We start from the raw sequence: 24,137 nt of genomic DNA, 5'->3' as shown, positions 1-24,137 counted from the left end.
TGCGATGGCGGATTTCCGGTGACAGCGGAGGGACAGCGCAAAGGCGGCTCAGATGCTGTAATCGCCCTGCTGCAAGCTCTGGTCCATGGTGAGCGCCGGCGCCGGCTCGTCGCGGCACCAGCCGACGACCTTGGCGGGCACGCCGGCCACGGTGGCGCAGCCGGGGACGTCCTTCAGCACCACGCTGCCGGCGCCGACCTTGGCGTGGGCGCCGATGGTGATGTTGCCCAGCACCTTGGCCCCGGCCGACAGCAGCACGCCGTCGCGCACCTTGGGGTGGCGGTCGCCATGCTCCTTGCCGGTGCCGCCCAACGTGACGTTCTGCAGGATCGACACGTCGTTGCCGATCACCGCCGTCTCGCCGATCACCACGCCGGTGCCGTGGTCGATGAACACGCCGCGCCCGACCGGCACCGCCGGGTGGATGTCGACGGCGAAGGCCTCCGACACCCGGCTTTGCAGGAAATGGGCGAGGTCGTGCCGGCCGCCCCGCCACAGCCAGTGGGCGACGCGGTGCCATTGCAGGGCATGGTAGCCCTTGAAATAGAGGAAGGGCGTCAGGCAGCCGTCGGCCGCCGGGTCGCGCGCCAGGATGGCGGCGAGATCGGCGGCGGCGGCCTCGACGATGGCCGGGTCGGACTCCATGGCGTCGCGCACCACGGCGGCCAGCCGGTCTTCCGGCATGGCGCGGTCGGCCAGCTTGCGCACCAGCAGGGCGGCCAGCGCCGGGCCGAAGCCGTCGCGCGCCAGCACCGCGTCATAGAGATAGGGGGCGAGGCCGCTTTCCTCCTCCGCCACCCGGGCGGCGTCGGCGCGCAGGCTGCACCACAGCGACTGTTCGACCGTTTCGGCCGCCTCGCGCATCGTGACGTCCAGGCTGTCCATCGCCATCACCCTTTCCCGCAAACAAGGCTGTTACTGTGGTGAGCCGCCCCCGGTCCGGTCAAGGCCGTTGCCGTCAAGGCTGCTTCCCGTTCCACCATCGCCATGCGCCCGGCGGAAGGCCTGCGGCGACCGCCCTTCGCGCTTGGTGAAGAAGCGCGAGAAATAGGCCGGGTCCTCGAAGCCCAGGGCATAGCCGATCTCCGCCATGCCGTGGCTGGTGTAGATCAGCGAACGGCGGGCCTCCAGCATCAGCCGGGCATGGACCAGCTGCAGGGTCGACAGGCCGGTGACTCGGCGGCAGGCGGCGTTCAGCCGGCCGGGCGTGACGCCGAGCGCGGCGGCATAGCGCTCCACCGGCCAATGCCGGCTGAAGCGCTCGTCGATCATCGGCCGCAGCCGGGCGAGCAGCCGCAGGTCGGCCGATACCCCCTGCCCGCTCCGCCCGGCCTCATCGCGCCGCCGGTCGGCCGCCAGCCGCGCGGTGGCGACCAGCAGCAGCATCACCTGCGCCGAAATCGCGCTGGCCCGACCGACGTGGTGGGCGCGGAACTCCCGCCTGATTTCGGCGAAACAGCGGTCGAGCGAAGCCGCCTCGTCCGACCCGGCATTCAGGTCCCAAGCCTGCGGCAGGGCCGGTGCCTCGCGCAGTTCCGCCTCCGGTGCGGCGGCCAGCACACCGGCCAGAAACCCCTCCGACATGGTCAGCACATGGCCGTCGGTGCCGGGATCGAAGCGGAAGCCATGCACCACCTGCGCCGGCACGGTGATCAGCGCCGGGGCCCGGAAGGCCACCTCCACCCCGTCGGCGGTCAGCCGCCCACCGCCGTCCGTGACCAGCAGCGTATGGCTCAGCCCGTCGTGGCGGTGGGGGCGGACCTCCCAATTGTACAAGCGCATCCGCTCCGGAATCGTCTCGATATGGACGAAGCGCAGCTCCGGCATCGCCGGCGGTTCGCCGTACAGCCAATAGCGGGGAATGGGTTCGGCGCTGTGGCCGGAATGGGCAGCGTGGGCGGACATCGCACGGGCTCCGGCAGGCTTGCGATGAAAAGTACAAGTCTTTCGCCGGTTCGTCTATGTCCGGCCCTCCGCCTCCGGGAATAGCATGAGTGCAAATGATTGGTCAGCTCAACAATCAGCAACAGCGCACCTGCCCCAGGTCCCCAAGGAGGGCGAGAGACATGCACCCCACCAATTCGGCCGATACCCAGGTCGGCCGCACCCAGGTCGCCATCATCGGCGCCGGCCCGGCCGGTCTGTTCCTGTCCCATCTGCTGCACCGCCAGGGCATCGAGTCGGTGATCCTGGAGCACCGCAGCCGCGAGGAGATCGAGGGCACCATCCGTGCCGGCGTGCTGGAGCAATGGGTGGTCGACCTGATGAACGACATGGGGCTGGGCGACCGCATGATGCGCGAGGCCCATTTCCATTCCGGCATCACGCTGCGCTTCGACCGCCGCAGCCACCACATCGACATGGCGGAGCTGACCGGCGGCAAGCGCGTCACCGTCTATGCCCAGCACGAGGTGATCCGCGACCTCGTCTCCGCCCGGCTGGAGGATGGCGGCACCATCCTGTTCGGCGTGTCCGACGTGCAGTTCCACGACCTGGAGAGCAAGGCGCCGCGTGTGCAGTTCAGCCGCGGCGCGGACAGCCCGCTGGAGGAACTGCGCTGCGATTTCGTCGCCGGCTGCGACGGCTTCCACGGGCCGAGCCGGCAGGCGATCCCGGCCGCCGCGCGCACCGAATACCAGATGGTCTATCCCTTCGGCTGGCTCGGCATCCTGACCGAGGCGCCGCCGTCACACCCCGAACTGATCTACGCCAACCACGAGCGCGGCTTCGCCCTGCTCAGCACCCGCTCGCCGGAGGTGCAGCGGCTCTACATCCAGGTCGATCCCAAGGATGACATCGCCAATTGGTCCGACGACCGCATCTGGTCCGAACTGCACCGCCGGTTGGAGGACGGGAATGGCTGGACGCTGACGGAGGGGCCGGTCTTCCAGAAGGGCATCATCGCCATGCGCAGCTTCGTCTGCGATCCCATGCGGCATGGCCGGCTGTTCATCGCCGGCGACGCCGCCCACATCGTGCCGCCGACCGGCGCCAAGGGCCTGAACCTCGCGGTCGCCGATGTGCTGGTGCTGTCGCGCGCCCTGACCGCCTACTACAAATCCGGCACGACCGAAGGGCTGGACGGCTACAGCGCCACCTGCCTGCGGCGGATCTGGAAGGCGGAGCGCTTCTCCTGGTCCATGACCACCATGCTGCACCGGAATGACGCGGAGTCGCCCTTCGAGCAGCGCGTGCATCTGGCCGAGCTGGACTATCTGGTCCATTCCCGCGCCGCCATGACGGCGCTGGCGGAGAATTACGTGGGCTTGCCGATGGAGTGAAAAACAGCCGGCCCGCCCGCCCCTTTACGCCTGCTTGGCGTCGATGATCCCGCGGCGCACGGCCCGCGTCTTGGTGAAGTGGTCCTGCAGCTGCTGCCCCTCGCCCCAGCGGATGGCGCGCTGCAGCGCCGTCAGGTCCTCGGTGAAGCGCTGGAGAATTTCCAGCACCGCCTCGCGGTTGTTCAGGAACACGTCGCGCCACATCACCGGATCGCTGGCGGCGATGCGGGTGAAGTCGCGGAAGCCGCCGGCGGAAAACTTGATGACCTCGGACTTGGTGTCTTCCTCCAGGTCCGACGCGGTGCCGACGATGGTGTAGGCGATCAGGTGCGGCAGGTGCGAGGTGATGGCCAGCACGCGGTCATGGTGGCTGGCCTCCATGATCTCCACGGTGGAGCCGACGCGGCGCCACAGCTCCGTCACCCGCTCCAGCGCGTCGCGGTCGGCCCCGGTCGGCGGAGTCAGGATGCACCAGCGGCCCTGGAACAGGGTGGCGAAGCCGGCCTCCGGCCCGGAATGCTCGGTGCCCGCCACCGGGTGGCCGGGGATCAGATGGACGCCGTCGGGCAGGTGCGGCCCGATGTCGCGCAGGGCCGCCTGCTTGACCGAGCCGACATCGGTGACGATGGTCCCGCGCTGCAAAAGCGGCCCGATGGCCTCGGCGACCGCGGCGTAGCTGCCGACCGGAGTCGACAGAATCACCAGATCGGCACCGGCGAGCGCCTCGGCCGGATCGGTGGAGGCCTCCGCCACGATGCCCAGTTCCAGCGCCTTGGCGCAGGCCTCGGCGCTGCGGTCGGCGCAGACGACCTGCCGCGCGATCCCATACTCCGCCAACGCCCGTGCCAGGGAGGAGCCGATCAGACCGATGCCGATGATGGCGACGCGGTCGAACAGGGGGCCAGGAGCGGAGGTGGTATCGGTGCTGGCGGTGGACATGACGCAGGGTGTCCCGAAAGCGGAGTGAACGGGCGAAAAACCGTCCCGTTTAAACCATCTCGCGCCCGCCGGACCAAGCGATACTTTGAGCGCGGCCGGTTCCCCAGCCGTCGCCCTCAGCCGTCCTTCCGCGTCATCTCCGCCCGCAGCGCTTCGGCCAGGCGCTGGAAGGTCTCCTTCCGGCCCGAGGTGCGGCGCCAGGCCAGCGCGATCCGCCGCCCCGGCCGGCCGCCGGCCAGCGGGCGCACCGCCAGATCCAGCCCGCGCAGGATGCCCGAATCGACCGCCATCTGCGGCAGCAGCGTCACCCCCAGCCCGTTCGCCACCATCTGCACCAGCGTGTGCAGGCTGGTGCCCTCGAAGGCGGTGTTGTGCGGCGTCGCGTCCAGCGCGCAGGCGGCCATGGCATGGTCGCGCAGGCAGTGGCCGTCCTCCAGCAGCAGCAGATCCTCCGACGGGACCGTCACCGGCTCGGCCGGATCGCCGGCGCTCAGCCGGTGGCCGGTGGGGCAGACGAAGGAGAAGCGGTCCTCCGCAATGTCCTCCGTCTCCAGATCGCCCATCGGATAGGGCAAGGCCAGCAGCGCCGCGTCCAGCTTGCCGGCGTTCAGCTGTTCCAGCAGCCGCGCCGTCTGATCCTCGCGCAGATAGAGCCGCAGGCGCGGGAAGGCCTCGCGCAGGGCCGGCATCACGCGGGGGATCAGGAAGGGGCCGATGGTCGGGATCACGCCCAGATGCAGCGCGCCCGACATCGGATCGGCCGCCGAGCGGGTGATGTCCACCAGCTCCTCCGCCCCCTTCAGCAATTGCCGCGCCCGTTCGGCGATTTCGCGGCCGAGCGGGGTCGGCAGCACGGAACGGCGCGTGCGCTCCACCAGCGTAGCGCCCAGCAGATCCTCAAGCTCCTGCAAACCGGCGCTCAGCGTCGACTGGCTGACGAGGCAGGCCTCCGCCGCCTGCCCGAAATGGCAGCGGTCGACGACGGCGACGAGATAGCGGAGCTGGCGCAAGGTGGGGAGCGGTTTCATGCCCGATTATGTAATCGGTTTTATCGATCAATCCAATTGGTATTTTCTACTTCTCTTGATAACAGATTTCCCGTATTCCTCCTCGGGTCAACGGGACACGGGAACATCGCCCCGACCCCTGGCCACAAGGCAGGCCCTCTTGTTCGACCCGGTGCGCCGCACTAAGTCGGGCATGTCACGGCCCCCGGCCGGAGATCGAGGCGACAACCATTCATCGCACCTCATCGGAGAACACAAATGTCCTTGATCAACAGCGAGATTAAGCCCTTCAAGGCGACCGCTTTTAAGAACGGCAAGTTCATCGACGTGACCGACGCCGACCTGAAGGGCAAGTGGTCGGTCGTGTTCTTCTATCCGGCCGATTTCACCTTCGTCTGCCCGACGGAGCTGGAAGACTTGGCCGACAACTACGCCGAATTCCAGAAGCTGGGCGTCGAGATCTACAGCGTCTCGACCGACACCCACTTCTGCCACAAGGCCTGGCACGACACCTCGCCGGCCATCGGCAAGATCAACTACACCATGATCGGCGACCCGACGCTGGCGATCAGCCGCAACTTCGAGGTCCTGATCGAGGAAGTCGGTCTGGCCGACCGCGGCACCTTCGTCGTCGACCCGGACGGCAAGATCCAGATCGTCGAGATCACCGCCGGCGGCGTCGGCCGTGACGCCAAGGAGCTGCTGCGCAAGATCAAGGCCGTCCAGTACGTCGCCGCCCACCCGGGCGAGGTCTGCCCGGCCAAGTGGCAGGAAGGCGAGAAGACCCTCGCCCCGTCGCTCGACCTCGTCGGCAAGATCTAAGGTTCTCCCGCAAGGGAAATCCTAAGGATCGGGGGCCGGCTTCGGCCGGCTCCCACCCCGCTCCGGCGGACATGTGTTGCGGTACCCTTGAGGCCGACAGGCCACAGGGCGAGTTTTTGCGGGCCGGCTTTCAAAGCCTCCCCGCCATCAGGGTCCGTCATCGGTTTCCCCATCCCCGCGAAGGCGGGCACCCAGGCGCTTTTTGTCGCAGCCTTTTCCAAGCCTGGATCCCCGCCTGCGCGGGGAGGACGATGACGTTTCAAACTCTTCACTGTTTCAAAACCAGACCGCCCGCCCGACCGGCTCTTTTGACTCGGGCCACCATTTCTCCGCCCGGACCGCCGCGATTCCGCGCAGGCGATCCGCCCCGGACACGAGACGTTGGGAACGAAAGCCATGCTGGACGCCAATCTGAAGACGCAGTTGAAGGCCTATCTGGAGCGCATCACCAACCCGATCACGCTGGTGGCGTCGCTGGACGGCGGGGCGAAGTCGCAGGAGATGCTCGGCCTGCTGGAAGACATCGCCTCGCTGTCCGACAAGATCACGCTGGACCGCAACGGCGCCGACGCCCGCCGGCCCTCCTTCGCCATCAAGCGCGACGGCACCGACATCGGCGTCACCTTCGCCGGCCTGCCGATGGGTCACGAGTTCAACTCGCTGGTCCTGGCGCTGCTCCAGGTCGGCGGCCATCCGTCGAAGGAGTCGGAGGAACTGCTGGAGCAGATCCGCAATCTCGACGGCGATTTCCGCTTCGAGACCTATTTCTCGCTGTCCTGCCAGAACTGCCCGGACGTGGTCCAGGCCCTGAACCTGATGAGCGCGTTGAACCCGCGGATCAAGCATGTCGCCATCGACGGCGCGCTGTTCCAGCAGGAGGTCGAGCAGCGTCAGGTGATGGCCGTCCCCACCGTCTTCCTGAACGGCGAACCCTTCGCCCAAGGCCGGATGGACGTGGCGCAGATCGTCGCCAAGCTCGACACCGGCGCCGTCGCCCGCGCCGCCGAGAAGATCAAGGCCAAGGCCCCGTTCGAGGTGCTGGTGATCGGTGGCGGGCCCGCCGGCGCCGCGGCCGCCATCTACGCCGCCCGCAAGGGCATCCGCACCGGCGTGGCGGCCGAGCGGTTCGGCGGTCAGGTGCTCGACACCATGGCGATCGAGAACTTCATCTCGGTCTCGCACACCGAGGGGCCGAAGCTGGCCGCGGCGCTGGAACAGCACGTCAAGGACTATGAGGTCGACGTGATGAACCTGCAGACCGCCACCGCCCTGGTACCGGCCACGCAGGAAGGCGGGCTGATCGAGGTGAAGCTGGCCAGCGGCGCCTCGCTGAAGTCGCGCACGGTGGTGCTGTCGACCGGCGCCCGCTGGCGCTCGATGAATGTCCCGGGGGAGGCGGAATACCGCAACAAGGGTGTCGCCTATTGCCCGCACTGCGACGGCCCGCTGTTCAAGGGCAAGCGCGTGGCGGTGATCGGCGGCGGCAACTCCGGCGTCGAGGCGGCGATCGACCTCGCCGGCATCGTCTCGCACGTCACGCTGATCGAGTTCGACAGCCAGCTGCGCGCCGACGCGGTGCTGCAGCGCAAGCTGAACAGCCTGCCCAACGTCACCGTCATCCTCTCGGCCCAGACCACCGAGGTGCATGGCGACGGCAACAAGGTCGTCGGCCTGTCCTACAAGGACCGCAACAGCGGTGAGCTGAAGCGGGTCGATCTGGAAGGCATCTTCGTGCAGATCGGTCTGGTGCCGAACACCGAATGGTTGAAGGGCACGCTGGCGCTGACCCCGCGCGGCGAGATCGAGGTCGACAACCGCGGCCAGACCTCCCTGCCCGGCGTCTTCGCCGCCGGCGACGCGACGACGGTGCCGTTCAAGCAGATCGTCATCGCCATGGGCGAGGGTGCCAAGGCCGCACTGGCCGCCTTCGACCACCTGATCCGCACGGTGCCTGCCGAGGAACCCGCGCGCGAGACCATCGCGGCGGAGTAAAGACGTAAAGAGCCGGGGCGATGCGCCGCCCCGGCTCTTGATGCGCATCAGCGCTTTTCTTGGCCGTCATCCCCGCGAAGGCGCACTGCTGTCCGGGATTTTTGGATGGATTGAAGCTGCACGGCAGACAAAGCCAGAGTTCTGGCCCAAAATCGCAGTCGCCAAACATAGATTTTGAGGTCTGCCGTGCCGTTCCAAGCTAGCGGATTTTTGCGCCTTGTGGAACCTCTGGACCGTCGTGTGGTGAACGGGATTGTGGCGCGGCACCGTGGCAATCATGGGGTTGGGAGTGGTGACAAGGGCTGGACGTGCCAGCGGCACCTGAAGGCGATGCTTTTCGCCCAGTTCGCCGGGCTGAAGAGCCTTCGCGAGATTGCGGAGGGGTTGGCGGCCCAACCGGCAGGGCTTTACCACACCGGGCTGCGGCCGGTTAGCAAGAGCACGCTCAGCGATGCCTCGGCGGCCCGGCCTGCGGCGGTGTTCCGGGAGATTGCCGAACAGGTCATGGGCGGCTTGGCCCGATCGGCGCGTCAGGAAAGCCGGGAGTTGGTGCGGCTGATCGACGGCTCTGCGATCATGTTGCGGGACCGCCGCTTCAACTGGGCCGAAGCCGATTCGCGCTGCCGTGGCCTGAAGCTCCATCTGGTCTACGATCCGCGGACAGCCACGCCGGTGCATTTTGCCGTGGAAACGCCCAAGCTCAGCGAAATCAAGATGGCGCGACGCCTGCCGTTCGCTGCCGGGGCCACCTATGTCTTTGACAAGGGATACACGGATTACCGCTGGTGGCATGAGATCACCATGGCGCAGGCGCTGTTCGTGACCCGGCTGAAGGCCAATGCACACCGCCGTGTAGAGCGAACCGTGGAGGCGGTTGGCGACAACATCGTGGCGGACCGCCGGGTGAAGGTCGGCCACAAAAAGCCGCGTGGCGGCGCGACCAACCCACTCTACGACGCCGAACTTCGTGAAGTGGTGGTGGCGCGTCCGGATAAGGAGCCACTCCATCTGATCACCAATGATCTTGACCGGACTGCTCAGGAGATCGCCGACCTTTATAAGGAGCGTTGGCAGATTGAGTTGTTTTTCAAGTGGATCAAACAGAACCTGAAGCTGAAGACATTCTTCGGTCGCTCGGAGAATGCCGTCAGAATTCAGATCTACACGGCATTGATTGCCTTCTGCTTGTTGCGGCTGTTCCAGAACACCTACGCCAAAAACCATGTCGGCGGTGCGAAGGCCCTGAAGATCAGGCTCAAGGTTGCACTCTTCGAACCTTTCGACACCACCAATCATTGTCCGACAAGACCACGGCCACCGCAAAAAAGACCGCCAGACCGTCAACTTAGTCTGCCCCTGGCGGAGCCCTGAAAATCCCGGACAGCAGTGCGCGAAGGCGGGGATCCAGGAAGCTCCGCAATGAAGCGGCTGAATCGGCTGGATTCCCGCCGTCGCGGGAATGACGACCGAAAAAGTAACTTTATTCCAGAGGCTTGGTGTTGGCTGACGATCTGCGATCGCCGCAGAACTTCACCCCAGCGTATGCTCCAGCAGGATCTTGGCGCCCAGGCCGATCAGCACCACGCCGCCGGCCATTTCCGCCCAGCGGCCCAAATGATTGCCGGCGGCCTTGCCGATCAGCACGCCGCCAAAGGCCACCGCGAAGGTCACCGCGCCGATCAACGCCGAGGTCGTCACCATGTCGACATCGACCAGCGCCAGACCGGCGCCGACGGCGGCGGCGTCGATGCTGGTGGCGACGGCAGTGGTCAGCAGGGCCAGCCATTCGGCCCGCACGCTGCGCACCGGGCCGCAATCCTCCTCGCCCTCGTCATCGCTGTCCATGATGGCATTGCGCAGCATCGCGCCGCCGACCGCCAGCAGCAAGCCGAAGGCGATCCAGTGATCGACCGTTTCCACAAGGCTGGCAAAGGCGATGCCGATGCCCCAGCCGACCAGCGGCATGGCGAACTGGCAGACGCCGAAGGCCGCGCCCACGCGCACCGCCTCGGGCAGGCCGGACCGGCGCGAGCAGGCCCCGCGGCCGAGAGCGGCGGCGAAGCTATCCATCGAAAGGCTGAAGGCAAGCGCAAGGGACGTGGCGATCATGGCTATTCCCGGGCCAGACAACACAGTGGAATCGGACGGACTCCGGCTGGCCGCGGAGATGCCCGATCCACTGGTCTCGCCGGGTCGGCCCTTCGGCCGCCGTGCGCGCCATGGCGGTAGCGGCCGGAGGCCGGAACCGTCCAAGTCTGTTGACGCGAACCCCGCCAGATCGCTGCCGGCGGGTGGCTACTCCCCAATGACGGGGGAACTCCTACAAGGACTAGGGGCTTGGGTCAAGCGCCCGATTGCCGCAGGTGCGAATTGCGCCCGCGCAGGTAGGTGGCGGCCACCGAACGGTCGTCGCCCAGCGTCACCTGGATGAACAGCTCTTCCTCCAGATCCCCGTCCACCGCCTTCATGCGATGTCGCATAGCCGGGGTGGCGGCGGGGTCGAGCACGACGAGGTCGGCCCAGCGGCCGGGCTCCAGGCTGCCGATCTCGTCGGCCATGCCCAGCGCCTCGGCATTGCCGCGGGTCATCCAGTGCAATGCTGCGAGCGCCGGCAGGTTCTGGCGCCGCAGCTGCAGCACCTTGTAGGCCTCCGCCGCCGTGCGCAGCATGGAATAGCTGGTGCCGCCGCCGACATCGGTGGCGATGGCGGTGCGCACCGGCCGATCCGGCTTCGACAAGGCGTCGAGGTCGAACAGGCCGCTGCCGATGAACAGGTTGCTGGTCGGGCAGAAGACGGCGACCGAGCCGCTTTCCGACAGCCGTTCCATCTCCGTCTCCGACAGATGGATGCAGTGGCCGAACAGCGAAGTCGGCCCCAGCAGCCCGAAGCGGTCATAGACGTCGGTGTAGTCGCGGGCGCCGGGGAACAGGCGGCGCACCTCGGCGATCTCGTCGGTGTTCTCCGACAGATGGGTCTGCATATGAACGCCGGGATGCTCGCGCAGCAGCGCGCCGGCCGCCTCCAACTGCGCTTCGGTCGAGGTGATGGCGAAGCGCGGGGTCACCGCATAGCGCTGCCGCCCATGCCCGTGCCAGCGGCCGATCAGATCCTTGCCGTCGCGATAGCTGCCGTCGGCGGTGTCGGTCAGGGCGGCGGGCGCGTGGCGGTCCATCATCACCTTGCCGGCGATCATCCCGGCGCCGCGCGCCTCGGCCTCGGCGAACAGGGCGTCGACCGACTGCGGATGGACCGAGCCGTAGACCACAGCGGTCGTCGTGCCGTTGCGCAGCAGCTCATCCATGAAGAAGGCGGCGTTGACGGCGGCGTGGGCCGGATCGGCGAAGCGCTGTTCCTCGATGAAGGTGTATTTCTCCAGCCAGTCGAGCAGCTGGGCGCCGTAGGAGGCAATCACCTGGGTCTGCGGAAAATGGATGTGGGTGTCGATGAAACCCGGCAGCACCAGCTTGCCGCTGTGGTCGTCGACCGCCACCCCCTCCGGAACCCGGTCGCGCAGATCGGCCCAATCCCCGACCTCCAGAATCCGCCCGTCAGCCCCGACCAGCAGCAGCCCGTCTTCATGATAGGTCAGGCAATCGAAATCCCCCGGCCCGGCGGGCGCGCGATGGAAGCTGAGCAGGCGCCCACGGATGGCGGAAGCGATGGTCTGGTCGGGCATGGGGTCCGGTTCAATGGAGTACTGTGAGGGAGGGTTACTTAATGTCCCCCGACCACGCCGCCAACACCGCGCGTTCCTGGGGCGTGATTCCGGTGACGTTGGCGGGGGGCATGGCGCTGCTGAAGCCGGCCTGGAGGCGGATCTGTTCGGCATGGCGGCGGATGCCGTCACCCTCCAGCACGACGCCGCGCGGCGGGCTGGCGATGCCCTCCCACACCGGCTGGGCGGCGTGGCACATGCTGCAGCGGGTGGAGACGATCTCCTCGACCTGATTGAAGCCGACCTTGACCGGCGACGCCGCCGCGGTGCCGCCAGTCGCCGGCCCCATGGTGCTGAGCCACGCACAGGCCAGCATGCCGGCGGCAGCCACCCCCCAGGTCCACCAGGGCGTCGGCTTGCCGGCATGGCGGCTGTTGAAGAAGTGGCGGATCGCCGTGCCGACCACCAGCACCAGCGCCACCATCACCCAGTTGTAGCGGGTGGAGCTGACCAGCGGATAATGGTTGGACAGCATCAGGAAGACGACCGGCAGGGTCAGGTAGTTGTTGTGCAGCGACCGCTGCTTGGCCTTCTTTCCCAGCGACGGGTCCGGCGTATCGCCGCGCAGCATGGCGGCCACCGTCTTGCGCTGGTTGGGGATGATCAGCATGAAGACGTTGCAGGCCATCATCGTCGCCATCAGCGCACCGACCTGCAGCATGGCGCCGCGCCCGCTGAACAGCTTGGTCATCGCCCAGGCCGTCGCCACCAGCATCACGAACCCGGCAATCGCGAGCGCCCCGTCATTGCGGCCCAGCGGCGACTTGCACATCAGGTCATAGGCGACCCAGCCCGCCACCAGCGCGCCGACGCTGATCGCCACCGCCTGCCAATGGCTGAGCGCCATCACGTCCTGATCGATCAGGAACAGGTCGGCGCCGCGGTAATACAGCACGCACATCAGGAAGAAGCCACTGAGCCACGTCGCGTAGGATTCCCACTTGAACCAGGTGAGATCCTCCGGCAACTGCGGCGGGGCGACCATGTATTTGGTCATGTGGTAGAAGCCGCCGCCGTGGATTTGCCAGGCGTCGCCCGCCGTCCCGGCCGGCGCCCCCGTCCGCTTGCGCAGCGAGGCGTCGAGATGGATGAAGTAGAAGGACGATCCGATCCAGGCGATGGCGGTGATGACGTGCAGCCACCGCGCCAGGGCGTTGATCCATTCCCACAGGATGGGCTCCATCGCGCGCACGCTCCTTCCGGTCAGGTCGATGGCTTGACTGTAAGGCGAGTGTGCGGGTGCGGAAAACCATTCGTCCGTCCCAACAGCTTCAAAAAATGACGAAAGATCGGGATGCGGGAACGTGACGCCGCGCATGCGGCCGTGTGGACCGAGGAGGCGTCACTCCATTCGGTCCACATGGTCGTCAGTTGCCCATCAGGCCGCGAACAGGGTAGCGTCCAGGTGGGTCATGTTGTTCATGGTATCGAACGCCGACGACACGAGGCCGACATCGGTCCAGGCGAACTGGTTGAACGTCTGGATGCCGCCATACGACACCGGGGTGCTGAGATAGACGTCGCGCACGGCGCCGATCACCTCGTCTGTCGAAATGTGCAGGTCGTCGTTGACGTCGATCTTATCCAGCGTATTCCACACCGTGTCGAAGTTCGTGCCGACCAGTGTAGCGGCTTCATGGAGTTGATCGGCGTTCATGTAATAGTTGAGGTCATCGCTCATGGAATTGGCGAGAGCCGCCGTGGAGGACCGCAGCAGCGCCGCCTCCCCGCCGCCCTGCGCCGAGAGGGCTTCCGACAGGGTCGGGTCGGAGGAATAGTAAGGCACCTTGGTCGAACCCTTCACGTCCACGCCGAACACGGTTTCGTAGCGCGTGTTCGGATCGAGGTGGGTTTCCTGCTGGAAGAGGTCGAGGTGGTTCTTCCAGAAGCCAGGCGACTGCGCCAAGGCGTGCTCGGGCGGCGGCGGCTCATCGACACACGGCAGCAGGTCGATCGGATGGTTCGGATCGTCCTGGATCTTGGCGCTGCCCCCGCCCGTTCCGGTGGACTGGAGCCGCAGCCACCAGTCGCTGCTGTCGAACAGCGCTTCGGCGTCAAGGGCGGTCGTGCCGCTGATCACGAAGCTGGCGTTCTGCACGACGCCATCGTTCGCGCCCAGGCTGCCGAACTTGATGCCGATGTCGTACGGCTCCTCCGATGTTCCGCCGGTGGTGCTGAAACCGGGGTCGGTCATGCCGGGATTGTCGGAGATCCGGTTGGCGTCGATCAGCGCGGCGTAAGGCCCGGCGGCGCCATTGGCGGTGATCTGGCTGATGGAGAGCCCGGAAACCGCATCTTTGTTGACGCTGAACGCCACGCCGACAAGGTCCGCTTTCAGATCGTTCAAGACACTGAACGAAACCTTCACGTCATCCAAGCCGTCTCCGGTGAAATCCTGGCAATATTCGAATGTTGCCCGGATAGATTCTGGCGCCGAGTCGGATGTCGCCTTGTAGTCAAAGGTGTAGTTCGTTGTGCGGGCGGTCATTTTCAAATCCTCCCATTGCAAAGATAAGTCTTCCTTTCCGGCAGCGAAAATTCATCGCCGCCTGTGGAACTCTTTGATCGTGATACCGGGATATGCAGCTCTCAACGGAGATTGCGGCTATGGCTAAGCCCCCATTCCGTGCGCGGTGATTGGGCGACTGCTCCGAAAAAAAGAGTACAGCCTCACCAGCGAAGGTGACTTAATCAGGCACTTCGTCCCGTAAAAAGTATCGCAACAATGAAAATTAGAATAATAATCCTACATCATTCTGGTTTTGAACTTCTCTTCACAGCACCCATACATTTTCTATAATTCGATCCATGATTTTGGAACTGCTTTCAAGTATTTCCGATATCTATATGAAGTGCGCGATCTGGTTCACAAAAAGCAATTTATCCGGCAGAGTATTAGAATACTTTATATTAGAAACACATGATTTACTTTAATCACTTACCTATTTCACCTGTTTCGCGACTTCACGAGGCCGGCATTCCGCTGTGGACAGAATGTCGCACCCAAGCTATACCTCCGCCCGCAAAGGTGAGTAAGCACTCACTTATCACAAGCTACTGATTTAATGCCCCCCAATGGCACCACGCCTCGACAGCAGCGCCCGGAAGCGGGCGATCCTCGACGCCGCCTTGCCGCTGTTCGCGCGCAAGGGCTTCGCCGCGACCACCACACGGGAGATCGCGCAGGCTGCCGGCGTGTCGGAGGCGCTGATCTTCAAGCATTTCCCGTCCAAGGCCTCGCTGTACGAGGCGATCTTCCTCAGCTGCATCGACGGCGACCCGGAATATGAACGGCTGGTGGCCCTGCCACCGGGCACCGGCACGCTGGTGCAGATGATCCAGGGGCTGGTGAACTACTTCGTGGTCGAGGTGCCGTCCGATCCCAACGAACGGGCGCGCCACCGTCTGTCGATCATCAGCCTGCTGGAGGACGGCGAGTTCATGCGGCAGGTCTATGAGGGCATCCGCAGCCGCTTCATGCCCTGTTTCGCCGCCTCCATCGCCGCCGCTGTCGCCTGCGGCGACCTTGCGCCGGGGCCGATCGATGCGGAGAACGGGCTCTGGCTCGCCGAACATCTGTGCGGAATGATGGCGACCGTCTGCCTGTCCGGCGGGACGGTGGTGCCCTATCCCTGCGGCCGTCCCGAGCTTGCCCGCCAGACCGTCTGGTTCATCCTGCGCGGCCTCGGCCTGCGCGACGACATCATCGCCGCCCGCGAGTGCGGCTCCAACAATGACGACCCCACACCCGAGAGACCGGAGTAGCCGAACGTGACCCTGGACCATTCGCCAAAGACCGAGACGTCATTCGGGCACCCGGCGTCCGAGCCTGGCCGCGGGACGCCTCCCCCTCCCCCGCCGCGCAAGCCGGTGACGCGCGGGCGGCTGACCCTGCGCATCGTCATCACGCTGGTGATCCTCGGGTTGCTGGGGGCTGCGCTGTACGGCTTCAACAGCTTCCGCGCCAAGGCCATCGCCGACTTCTTCGCCAACAACAAGCCGCCGCCCACCCCGGTGGCTCTGGCGGACGCGACGGTGCAGACGATCCCGAAATACCTGCCGGCCATCGGCACGCTGCAGGCGGCGCGTCAGGTCACGGTGGCCCCCGAGGTCGCCGGCCGGGTGGAGCGCATCCCCTTCGAATCAGGCTCCCGCGTCAAGGTCGGCGACCCGCTGGTGCAGCTGAACGACGCCACCGAACAGGCCGATTTGCTGGCCCAGCGCGCCCAGGCGCGTCTGGCCGAACTGAACCTGGAGCGCTACCGCGACCTGCGCCGCAGCCAGGCCACGCCGCAGAGCAACGTCGACCAGTATCAGGCCCAGCTCGACGAGATCAACGCGAACATGAAGCGCACGACGGCGCTGATCGGCCAGAAGCTGATCAAGGCACCGTTCGACGGCGACCTCGGCATCCGGCAGGTCAATGTCGGCGACTACGTCAATCCCGGCGCCACCATCGTCACCCTGACCGACCTGTCGCAGCTCTACATCAACTTCACCCTGCCGGAGCAGGCGCTGCCGAAGCTGTCGGTCGGCCAGGGTGTGCTGATCAACGTCGATGCCCTGCCCGGCCGCGATTTCGAGGCGAAGATCACCACCATCGAACCGCAGGTCAGCGCCGACACCCGCGCGGTGAAGGTGCAGGCGACCATGGACAACCGCGAGCGCCAGCTGCGGCCGGGCATGTTTGCCAGTGTCCGTGTCGTCCTGCCGCCGCAGCCCGACACGCTGACCGTGCCGGAAACCGCGGTCGACTACACGGTCTACGGCGATTCCGTCTTCGTCGCCGTGAAGAAGCAGGGCCAGGACGGCAAGGAGCAGATGGTGGTGGAGCGCAAGGCGGTGAAGACCGGCGACCGCCTCGCCAACCGGGTCGAGATCCGCAGCGGCCTGAACCCCGGCGACCGCGTCGTGGTGTCCGGCCAGCTGAAGCTGGACAACGGCGCCGCGGTCGTCGAGGCGCAGAGCAATCCGCTCACGCCGCCGCAGACCCTGCCGCAGAACTGAGGCCGATGCCATGGGCAGTTTCACCGACATCTTCATCCGCCGGCCCGTTCTGTCCGTCGTGGTCAGCCTGCTGATCCTGCTGGTCGGCATCCGCTCGATGCTGGAGCTGCCGATCCGGCAGTATCCGCAGCTGCAGAACACGGTCATCACCGTCACCACCAGCTATCCCGGCGCCTCGCCGGAGCTGATGCAGGGCTTCATCGCGACGCCCATCGAACAGGCGGTGGCGACGGCGGAGGGTCTCGACTACCTGACCTCCTCCTCCACCCAGGGGCAGAGCGTCGTCACCGCCTATGTCCGGCTGAACTTCGATCCCAACGTCGCGATGACCGACGTGATGGCGAAGGTGCAGCAGGTCAAATACCAGCTGCCGCGCGAGGCCAACGACCCGGTCATCCTGAAATCGACCGGCGAGACGACCTCCATCCTTTATATGGGCTTCTCCAGCCCCGATTTGTCGGGGGCGGCGATCTCCGACTATCTGACGCGCGTGGTGCAGCCGGTGCTGTCCACCGTGAACGGGGTGGCGCAGGCCAAGATCCTGGGCGGCCAGACCTTCGCCATGCGGCTTTGGCTGGATCCGGCCAAGATGGCGGCGCGCAACATCTCGCCGGCCGACGTCTCGGCTGCCGTCGCCGCCAACAACTACCAGTCGGCTCCCGGCCAGACCAAGGGCGTCTTCGTCATCTCCAACGTCACCGCCAACACCGGCCTAACCGATGTTGAGCAGTTCCGAGACATGGTGGTTAAGGCCAAGGACGGGGCGCTGGTGCGGATGCGCGACATCGCCACCGTCGAACTCAGCTCCAAGAGCTTCGACGCCAGCGTGGCGATGAACGGGCAGCAGGCGATCTTCATCGGCGTCGACAGCACCCCCACCGGCAACCCGCTGAACATCGTCGAAGACATCCGCAAGATGGAACCGGAGCTGCGGCGCAACCTGCCGCCCGGCATGAAGATGGAAATCGTCTATGACAGCACCCGCTTCATCCAGGCGTCCATCGACGAGGTGGTGAAGACGCTGCTCGAAGCGGTGGCCATCGTCATTGTCGTCATCTTCCTGTTCCTCGGATCCCTCCGGTCGGTGCTGATCCCGGTGGTGACGATCCCGCTGTCGATCATCGGCGCCGCCACCTTCATGCTGGCGCTGGGATTCTCGCTGAACCTGCTGACGCTGCTGGCGATGGTGCTCGCCATCGGCCTTGTGGTAGACGACGCCATCGTGGTGGTGGAGAACATCCACCGGCACATAGAACACGGCAAGTCGGCGGTCGCGGCATCGCTGATCGGCGCGCGCGAGATCATCGGGCCGGTCATCTCCATGACCATCACGCTGGCGGCGGTCTATGCCCCCATCGGCCTGCTGGGCGGACTGACCGGCGCGCTGTTCCGCGAATTCGCCTTCACGCTCGCCGCGTCGGTGATCGTGTCGGGCATCGTGGCGCTGACGCTGTCGCCGATGATGTGCTCCGTCATCCTCAAGGAGGGCGGAAGCCAGGGCCGCTTCGCCGCCTTCCTCGACCGCCAGTTCGAACGGCTGGCCGGCTGGTACGAGCGGCGGCTCGACGGCATGCTGGACTATCGCGCCGCGACCCTGCTGTTCGCGCTGGGCATCCTGCTGTCGGTCGGCTACCTGTTCGCCAACACCATGTCGGAACTGGCGCCGGAAGAGGACCAGGGCATCCTGTTCGGCATCTCCAAGGCGCCGCAATATGCCAACCTCGACTATATCGACAGCTTCGGAAAGCAGATCGACGATACCTTCGCCAGCTTCCCGGAGACCGACACCCGCTTCGTCCTGACCGGCATGCCGACCCTGAACCAGGGCTTCGCCGGCATGATCCTGAAGCCGTGGGGCGAGCGCGCGCGGTCGGCCAAGGAACTGCAGCCGCTGGCCCAGGCCGAGCTGAGCAAGGTGACGGGCATCAACGTGTTCCTGGTGTCGCCGCCGGCCCTGCCCGGTTCCACCGGCGGCCTGCCGGTGCAGATGGTGATCTCCAGCCCCGGCGATTACCGCACCATCTTCGACGCCATCGAGCGGATCAACGACGCCGCCATGAAAAGCGGCATGTTCATCGTCACCGACACCGACCTGAAATATGACAGCCCGGTCGTCCGGCTGAAGATCGACCGCGCCAAGGCGGCCGACCTCGGCCTTTCGATGAAGGCGGTTGGCGACACGCTGGCGGTGCTGGTCGGCGGCAACTACGTCAACCGCTTCAACCTGAACGGCCGTTCCTACGAGGTGATTCCGCAGGTGCCGCGGGCCGACCGCCTGACACCGGAATCGCTGACCAACTACTACGTCACCTCCGGATCGGGCGCCCAGATCCCGCTGTCCACCGTGGTGTCGGTGGATACGGCGGTGGAGCCGAACGCGCTGAACAAGTACAACCAGCTGCCCTCGGCCACCTTCTCCGCCGTGCCGATGCCGGGCGTCTCCATGGGGCAGGTCGTCGATTTCCTGGAGGCGCAGGCGCGCACCCAGCTGCCGGCCGGCTTCAACCACGCCTACCTGTCTGAATCGCGCCAGTTCGTGACGGAGGGCAGCCAGTTGATGGTCACCTTCGCCTTCGCGCTGATCGTGATCTATCTGGTGCTGGCCGCGCAGTTCGAATCGCTGCGCGACCCGCTGGTGATCCTGGTGTCGGTGCCGATGTCGATCTGCGGCGCGCTGCTGCCGCTGTTCTTCGGCGCCGCCACCATGAACATCTATACCCAGGTCGGTCTGGTGACTCTGATCGGCCTGATCTCCAAGCACGGCATCCTGCTGGTGGAGTTCGCCCGCGAGATGCAGATCAACGAAGGCGTGGACCGCCGCACCGCGATCGAGCACGCCGCCCGCGTCCGCCTGCGCCCGATCCTGATGACCACCGCGGCGATGGTGGTCGGCCTGCTGCCGCTGCTGACCGCGGCGGGCGCCGGTGCGGCCAGCCGCTTCTCCATCGGTCTGGTGATCGTGTCCGGCATGCTGATCGGCACGCTGTTCACGCTGTTCGTCCTGCCGGCGGTCTACACCCTGCTGGCCAAGGACCATTACGCCGCGTCCCGCTCCAGCCGGGCGGAGCAGCTGCGCAGCACGACCTGACGCGCCGTCGGGCACCGCAAGACGAAACAGGCCCCTCCCGACCGGGAGGGGCCTGTTTTCGTTTGTGCCGTCTCACCCCGCCAGCTCCACCGGCACCGGCAGGTCCTCGCCCTCTTCGCAGCGGAGCATCCAGACCAGCCAGCGTTCGGTGTGGATCAGCAGGCGCCGGGTTTCGATGCTGGCGCAGCCGCGGCTGTGGTCGCGCAGCAGACGGATGGCGCTGCAGATCGCTGACTGCGGGTCGAGGGCTCGTTCCGGCACGGCGGAGGTCCTTTGCGGCGAGGAGGCACGCCCGACACATAGCGGACCGCCCCGCAACCAAAGCGTGATCTTTCTTGGACGCCCGCCGAATCCTTCCACACTCCCGTTTCAAAGTTGCGCAGGGCCGGCAGAATGATGCGAGCAGGAATGGCCAAAGTTCCACAAGCTTTTCGCATCGCGGGCAACCGGCCGGGACATGCGCGAAAGAGGCCGCCCTGCGCGCTCTTGTCCCTACCTGCGGCATTTATCGAATGTTATATCTTTTGTCCTAGGCCACTGGTCGGGCCTTCGCCGTAACGAATGCTGTCCGTTCATGCGCCGGCATTTCACGCCTGCACAACGTAGGGATCCGAGATCCATGACAAAGCGTCTGTTGCCCGGCCTTGCCGCGCTCTGTTCCGCCCTGCTGTGCGGGCTGGCAACTCCCGCTCCGGCCGTGGCGGCGGAGCAGGCGTTCCGCATCGGCATCGCCCCGCACACCAGCGCCCGCGTCATCATCGAACAGTACCAGCCCGTCCGCCGCGCGGTGGAGGCGGCGCTGGGCCGGCCGGTGGAGATCGTGACGGCACCCGACTTCACCGCCTTCGCCCGCCGGGCGGTCGAACAGGAATACGACATCGCCGTCACCACCGGCCATCAGGCGGAACTGCTGCGCAAGGACGCCGCCTATCTGCCGCTGCTGACCTACAAGGCCGATTTCCGCGCCGTGGCGGTGACGGCTGCCAAGGGACCGTACCAGACGGCGGCGTCGCTTGCCGGCACCACCGTCCTGGGCCTCAGCCCGTCGTCGCTGGTGACGCTGTGGGGCCAGCATTGGCTGGCCGAACAGAAGCTGCCCAACATCCAGCTTCGCTACGTCAGCGCCGCCGACAGCGTGGCCCAGTTGATCCTGGCCGGCGATGCGTCGGCCGGCTTCATGTCGCTGGCCAACCGAGCCAAGCTGGCGCCGGAGGTTCAGGCCCAGCTCTCCACCATCGCCGAAAGCCGCCCGATGGCCGGCCGCGTCTATATGCTGAACGGCAGGCAGGCGGACTTGGCGGACCCTTTGCGCAAGGCGCTGTTCGCCTTCGGCGAGACGGCGGAGGGCAAGGCGTATTTCGACGCCAACCAGCTCGACGGCTACCGCATGGTCACCGATGAGGAGCTGGAATCGATGGAACCGCTGTCCGACGAGGTCCGGAGCGTTCTGAAGGCCGGAAAATGATCCTGACCCGTCTGGCGCCCTGGAAGACCCTGCGCGGGCGCATGCTGGTCGCCGCCATGGCGGTCGAGGCGATCATGCTGACCCTGCTGGTCGCCAACAGCGTGCGGCTGCTCTACGGCAGCCTCGCCGAACAGGCAAGGCTGCATGCGGGGCAGGTGGCGCCGGTGCTGAACGCCGCGCTGGTGGCGCCGCTGGCCCAGCGCGACTATGCGACGCTGCAGGCGGTGCTGGACGAAAGCCGCTCCACCGGCGGCGTCCTCTACCTCGCCGTCAGCGACAGCAACGGTCGGCTGGTGGCGATCAGCGGCTGGCCGGAAAACCGCGCGCTGCCCAATCCCGACCCGGCCCTGACGCTGGACACCAAGGACGGCATCGCCCGCTACGACGTGGCGGTGCCGGTGTCGCTGGCCGGGCAGAAGCTGGGCGCGGTGCAGTTCGGTCTCGACCTGCTGCACATCGTCGAGGCACGGCGTGACCTGCTGACCCAGGGCATCGCCATCGCCCTGTCGGAAATCCTGCTGTCTGCCGGGCTGCTGACCCTGCTGGGCCTGTGGCTGACCCGTCATCTGGCGGCGCTGGCACGGGCCAGCGAACGGGTGGCGGCCGGCGACTACAGCCCGCCCGAACTGGCGGAGGGGAGCGACGACATCGGCCGGCTGGGTGCGGCCTTCAACACCATGTCCCACGCCATCAAGGAGCGCGTCGACCAGCTGACCGTCGCGCTCGACGAGCAGGAGGCGCTGGCCCGCGACGTGGAGCAGGAACGTGCCCGCCTGTCCGCTCTGCTGTCGGCGATGGATTTCGGCGTGCTGTTCGTCGGCGGCGACGGGCGCATCGCCTACGCCAACCCGGCCTTCTCCGGCCTGTTCGCGATCACCGTGGCGCCGGTCGGCCACCGGCTGGACGAGACGCTGGCCAATGCCGGCAACGCCCCGCGCGACACCGACCATACCCTGCTGTCGGCGGTGGACGGCGACGAGCGGCGCGAGATGACGCTGACCGACGGGCGCATCGTCAGCTGGCACAATGTGCCGGTGCGCAAAGGCGCCGGGGCCGCCGGCACCGCCATCGGCAAGCTGTGGCTGTGCATCGACGTGACCGAGCCGCGTCAGGCGGCCGAGCAGTTGCTCCAGGCCAAGGAGAAGGCGGAGGCCGCCAGCCGGTCGAAGACCGAGTTCCTGGCGACCGTCAGCCACGAGCTGCGCACCCCGATGAACGGCGTGCTGGGCAACCTGACCCTGCTGGCCGACGCCTCGCTGCCGACGGAGGAGAAGCGGCTGGCCGACGTCGCCCGCCGCTCGGCCGAAACGCTGCTGCGGCTGCTGGACGACATCCTCGACCTGTCGAAGCTGGAGGCCCGCCGCATCGACCTGGAGGAGGCGGACTGCGCCCTGCCCCAGCTGATCGACGGGGTTCTGGAGGTGCTGCGCCCGAACGCCACCGACAAGGGGCTGGAGCTGTCGGCCCGGCTGATGCCGTCGGTGCCGGAGGTGATCGTCACCGATCCGGCCCGCCTGCGCCAGATCCTGTTCAATCTGGTCGGCAACGCGGTGAAATTCACCGAGGAGGGCCATGTCGCCGTGCGGGTGCGCCGGCTGGACCGCACCCCCGCCGACCTCATCGCTTATGGTCATCCCGACTCCTTCCATCTGGAGTTCGAGGTGGAGGACACCGGCATCGGCATCGCGCCGGGCTCGGTGCCGACCCTGTTCGACCGCTTCACCCAGGCCGACAGCTCCATCACCCGGCGCTATGGAGGCACCGGCCTGGGGCTGGCGATCTGCCGCGACCTCTGCCTGCTGATGGGCGGCAGCATCGCGGTGGACACCGCCCCCGGCCGCGGCAGCGTCTTCCGCTTCACCGTCGTCGCCCGTCCCGGCGACCCGTCGGCCCTGCGCCGCGTCGAGCCCGGCCACGGCGCCAGCGTCGGCGAGGCGGCGCGCGCCGCAGCCTTGCCGACGCTCCGCGTGCTGGCGGTCGACGACATCGAGGTCAACCGCGACATCGTCCGCGGCATCCTGGAGCGCGCCGGCCACAGCGTGGCGCTTGCCGCCAGCGGCGGGGAGGCGGTGCGCATGGTGCGCGACCAGCCGTTCGACCTCGTGCTGATGGACATCCAGATGCCGGGCATGGACGGGCTGACCGCCACCCGCCGCGTGCGCGAACTGCCCGACCCTCAGGGAAGCGTCCCCATCCTGGCGCTGACCGCCCATGCGTCGGGCAGTTCGCGGCCGGAATGCCTGTCGGCGGGGATGAACGGTTTCGTCACCAAGCCCTTGCGCCCCGCCCTGCTCTTTGCCGAAATGGCGTCGGTGCTGGGCAACGGCGCGGCTGTGTCCGCCGCCCCCGCGCCCGCCGCTCCGGAGCCCGCCATGATCGACCAGCCTGCCATTCCCGACGACGACCTGCTGGATGAGGAACAGGTGTCCCTGCTGCTGGAGGTGCTGACGGCCGACGACTGGACCGCCTCCGTCGCCGGCTTCACCGACAACGGGCAGAAGACCATCGACAGCATGGTCGCCCAGGCCCGCGCCGGGGAGCCGCACAACCGCACCGCCCACACGCTGAAGGGCACCTCGCTGAATCTCGGCGCCGCCGCCCTCGGCCGTCTGGCGAAGGAGTTGGAGCACGCCCCGGCCGCCACCGTCCTGGAGCAGGAACAGCGGCTGCGCGACCTGCTGGACCGCTCGCTCGCTGCGCTCCGCACCCGCCAGCCGCTAAACGTCTGAACGGATAGGTGGTGGCCGCAACGCCACCAACAGGCAGCCGCTCCCTCCACATTCGGACAGGTCGGCGTGGCACAAAAGTCCTCCTGGCGCG

At 66.8% G+C, this 24,137-nt stretch carries 18 protein-coding genes and 1 riboswitch; of the genes, 9 read left to right on the top strand and 9 right to left on the bottom strand.

Translation table 11 applies throughout. The annotated features are described in order from the left end of the window. Positions 1–48: 48 nt before the first annotated feature. Positions 49–891 carry a serine O-acetyltransferase gene (gene cysE, locus M5E06_RS29450; RefSeq protein WP_252141280.1) on the bottom strand — a complete coding sequence of 281 codons (843 nt, stop codon included), beginning with the start codon at positions 889–891 and terminating at the stop codon, positions 49–51. 24 nt (positions 892–915) lie between these two features. After that, positions 916–1,905: a helix-turn-helix domain-containing protein gene (locus M5E06_RS29445; RefSeq protein ID WP_252141279.1), complete on the bottom strand. Its 990-nt coding sequence runs from the start codon at positions 1,903–1,905 to the stop codon at positions 916–918. Positions 1,906–2,066: 161 nt separating this feature from the next. On the opposite strand from M5E06_RS29445, the gene pobA reads away from it, so the two are divergent. After that, on the top strand, positions 2,067–3,281 hold the full coding sequence (pobA, locus tag M5E06_RS29440; protein WP_252141278.1) for a 4-hydroxybenzoate 3-monooxygenase: 1,215 nt from the start codon (positions 2,067–2,069) through the stop codon (positions 3,279–3,281). 24 nt (positions 3,282–3,305) lie between these two features. Here the strand turns inward: pobA and M5E06_RS29435 are convergent, their stop codons facing one another. After that, positions 3,306–4,220 (bottom strand): prephenate/arogenate dehydrogenase family protein, encoded by a 915-nt coding sequence (locus M5E06_RS29435; protein ID WP_252141277.1) that lies wholly within the window; start codon positions 4,218–4,220, stop codon positions 3,306–3,308. A 116-nt stretch (positions 4,221–4,336) separates the two neighbouring features. After that, positions 4,337–5,248, bottom strand: a complete 912-nt coding sequence (locus M5E06_RS29430) for a hydrogen peroxide-inducible genes activator (protein WP_252141276.1) — start codon at positions 5,246–5,248, stop codon at positions 4,337–4,339. 237 nt (positions 5,249–5,485) lie between these two features. Here M5E06_RS29430 and ahpC point away from each other — a divergent pair, with 237 nt between their 5' ends. From ahpC to M5E06_RS29415, 3 genes are all read left to right on the top strand, one after another. Next, on the top strand, positions 5,486–6,049 hold the full coding sequence (gene ahpC / locus M5E06_RS29425; protein WP_085092243.1) for an alkyl hydroperoxide reductase subunit C: 564 nt from the start codon (positions 5,486–5,488) through the stop codon (positions 6,047–6,049). A 396-nt stretch (positions 6,050–6,445) separates the two neighbouring features. Next, complete coding sequence (gene ahpF / locus M5E06_RS29420) at positions 6,446–8,041, top strand: alkyl hydroperoxide reductase subunit F (protein WP_252141275.1); 1,596 nt, start codon at positions 6,446–6,448, stop codon at positions 8,039–8,041. A 186-nt stretch (positions 8,042–8,227) separates the two neighbouring features. Continuing rightward, a complete protein-coding gene (locus tag M5E06_RS29415; RefSeq protein ID WP_252137514.1) occupies positions 8,228–9,412 on the top strand; it encodes an IS4 family transposase in 1,185 nt (394 codons plus the stop codon). A 159-nt stretch (positions 9,413–9,571) separates the two neighbouring features. Here M5E06_RS29415 and M5E06_RS29410 read toward each other — a convergent pair whose 3' ends face one another. From M5E06_RS29410 to M5E06_RS29395, 4 genes are all read right to left on the bottom strand, one after another. Then, positions 9,572–10,150: a manganese efflux pump MntP gene (locus tag M5E06_RS29410; protein WP_109150837.1), complete on the bottom strand. Its 579-nt coding sequence runs from the start codon at positions 10,148–10,150 to the stop codon at positions 9,572–9,574. 82 nt (positions 10,151–10,232) lie between these two features. Further along, positions 10,233–10,357: riboswitch (yybP-ykoY riboswitch) on the bottom strand. A gap of 26 nt (positions 10,358–10,383) precedes the next feature. Further along, positions 10,384–11,718, bottom strand: coding sequence for a guanine deaminase (guaD, locus tag M5E06_RS29405; protein ID WP_252141274.1), 1,335 nt, complete (start codon positions 11,716–11,718; stop codon positions 10,384–10,386). A gap of 34 nt (positions 11,719–11,752) precedes the next feature. Then, positions 11,753–12,940: a urate hydroxylase PuuD gene (locus tag M5E06_RS29400; protein WP_252141273.1), complete on the bottom strand. Its 1,188-nt coding sequence runs from the start codon at positions 12,938–12,940 to the stop codon at positions 11,753–11,755. Positions 12,941–13,135: 195 nt separating this feature from the next. Then, on the bottom strand, positions 13,136–14,245 hold the full coding sequence (locus M5E06_RS29395) for a hypothetical protein (protein ID WP_252141272.1): 1,110 nt from the start codon (positions 14,243–14,245) through the stop codon (positions 13,136–13,138). A 587-nt stretch (positions 14,246–14,832) separates the two neighbouring features. Here M5E06_RS29395 and M5E06_RS29390 point away from each other — a divergent pair. Genes M5E06_RS29390 through M5E06_RS29380 form a run of 3 tightly spaced genes read left to right on the top strand, consistent with a single transcriptional unit; the run spans position 14,833 to position 19,852 of the window. After that, on the top strand, positions 14,833–15,522 hold the full coding sequence (locus M5E06_RS29390) for a TetR/AcrR family transcriptional regulator (RefSeq protein ID WP_109152746.1): 690 nt from the start codon (positions 14,833–14,835) through the stop codon (positions 15,520–15,522). A gap of 6 nt (positions 15,523–15,528) precedes the next feature. Continuing rightward, entirely contained in the window at positions 15,529–16,764 is a 1,236-nt protein-coding gene (locus M5E06_RS29385) for an efflux RND transporter periplasmic adaptor subunit (RefSeq protein WP_252141271.1), read from the top strand. Positions 16,765–16,774: 10 nt separating this feature from the next. Beyond that, the gene (locus M5E06_RS29380) at positions 16,775–19,852 is read left to right on the top strand and encodes a multidrug efflux RND transporter permease subunit (protein ID WP_252141270.1); all 3,078 of its coding nucleotides are present in this window, start codon (positions 16,775–16,777) and stop codon (positions 19,850–19,852) included. Positions 19,853–19,924: 72 nt separating this feature from the next. On the opposite strand, the gene M5E06_RS29375 is transcribed toward M5E06_RS29380, so the two are convergent. After that, positions 19,925–20,113, bottom strand: a complete 189-nt coding sequence (locus M5E06_RS29375) for a hypothetical protein (protein ID WP_252141269.1) — start codon at positions 20,111–20,113, stop codon at positions 19,925–19,927. A gap of 358 nt (positions 20,114–20,471) precedes the next feature. Between M5E06_RS29375 and M5E06_RS29370 the strand changes: the two genes are divergently transcribed. Next, on the top strand, positions 20,472–21,317 hold the full coding sequence (locus tag M5E06_RS29370; protein ID WP_252141268.1) for a phosphate/phosphite/phosphonate ABC transporter substrate-binding protein: 846 nt from the start codon (positions 20,472–20,474) through the stop codon (positions 21,315–21,317). Beyond that, positions 21,314–24,046, top strand: a complete 2,733-nt coding sequence (locus M5E06_RS29365) for a hybrid sensor histidine kinase/response regulator (RefSeq protein WP_252141267.1) — start codon at positions 21,314–21,316, stop codon at positions 24,044–24,046. Before M5E06_RS29370 ends, M5E06_RS29365 begins: the two co-directional genes overlap by 4 nt. Positions 24,047–24,137: the final 91 nt, after the last annotated feature.

Source organism: Azospirillum sp. A1-3, assembly GCF_023806445.1.
Lineage (GTDB): Bacteria > Pseudomonadota > Alphaproteobacteria > Azospirillales > Azospirillaceae > Azospirillum.
The sequence above is the reverse complement of the archived record's forward strand: the minus strand, read 5'-3'. Positions and strand labels throughout refer to the sequence as shown.

Bases quoted from the DNA above. Each gene is read 5' to 3' on its own strand.
- M5E06_RS29445 (WP_252141279.1), bottom strand. From the start codon at position 1,905: ATGTCCGCCCACGCTGCCCATTCCGGCCACAGCGCCGAACCCATTCCC.
- M5E06_RS29430 (WP_252141276.1), bottom strand. From the start codon at position 5,248: ATGAAACCGCTCCCCACCTTGCGCCAGCTCCGCTATCTCGTCGCCGTC.
- M5E06_RS29435 (WP_252141277.1), bottom strand. From the start codon at position 4,220: ATGTCCACCGCCAGCACCGATACCACCTCCGCTCCTGGCCCCCTGTTC.
- M5E06_RS29380 (WP_252141270.1), top strand. From the start codon at position 16,775: ATGGGCAGTTTCACCGACATCTTCATCCGCCGGCCCGTTCTGTCCGTC.
- M5E06_RS29395 (WP_252141272.1), bottom strand. From the start codon at position 14,245: ATGACCGCCCGCACAACGAACTACACCTTTGACTACAAGGCGACATCC.
- M5E06_RS29390 (WP_109152746.1), top strand. From the start codon at position 14,833: ATGGCACCACGCCTCGACAGCAGCGCCCGGAAGCGGGCGATCCTCGAC.
- M5E06_RS29370 (WP_252141268.1), top strand. From the start codon at position 20,472: ATGACAAAGCGTCTGTTGCCCGGCCTTGCCGCGCTCTGTTCCGCCCTG.
- ahpC (WP_085092243.1), top strand. From the start codon at position 5,486: ATGTCCTTGATCAACAGCGAGATTAAGCCCTTCAAGGCGACCGCTTTT.
- cysE (WP_252141280.1), bottom strand. From the start codon at position 891: ATGGCGATGGACAGCCTGGACGTCACGATGCGCGAGGCGGCCGAAACG.
- M5E06_RS29410 (WP_109150837.1), bottom strand. From the start codon at position 10,150: ATGATCGCCACGTCCCTTGCGCTTGCCTTCAGCCTTTCGATGGATAGC.
- pobA (WP_252141278.1), top strand. From the start codon at position 2,067: ATGCACCCCACCAATTCGGCCGATACCCAGGTCGGCCGCACCCAGGTC.
- M5E06_RS29365 (WP_252141267.1), top strand. From the start codon at position 21,314: ATGATCCTGACCCGTCTGGCGCCCTGGAAGACCCTGCGCGGGCGCATG.
- ahpF (WP_252141275.1), top strand. From the start codon at position 6,446: ATGCTGGACGCCAATCTGAAGACGCAGTTGAAGGCCTATCTGGAGCGC.
- M5E06_RS29400 (WP_252141273.1), bottom strand. From the start codon at position 12,940: ATGGAGCCCATCCTGTGGGAATGGATCAACGCCCTGGCGCGGTGGCTG.
- guaD (WP_252141274.1), bottom strand. From the start codon at position 11,718: ATGCCCGACCAGACCATCGCTTCCGCCATCCGTGGGCGCCTGCTCAGC.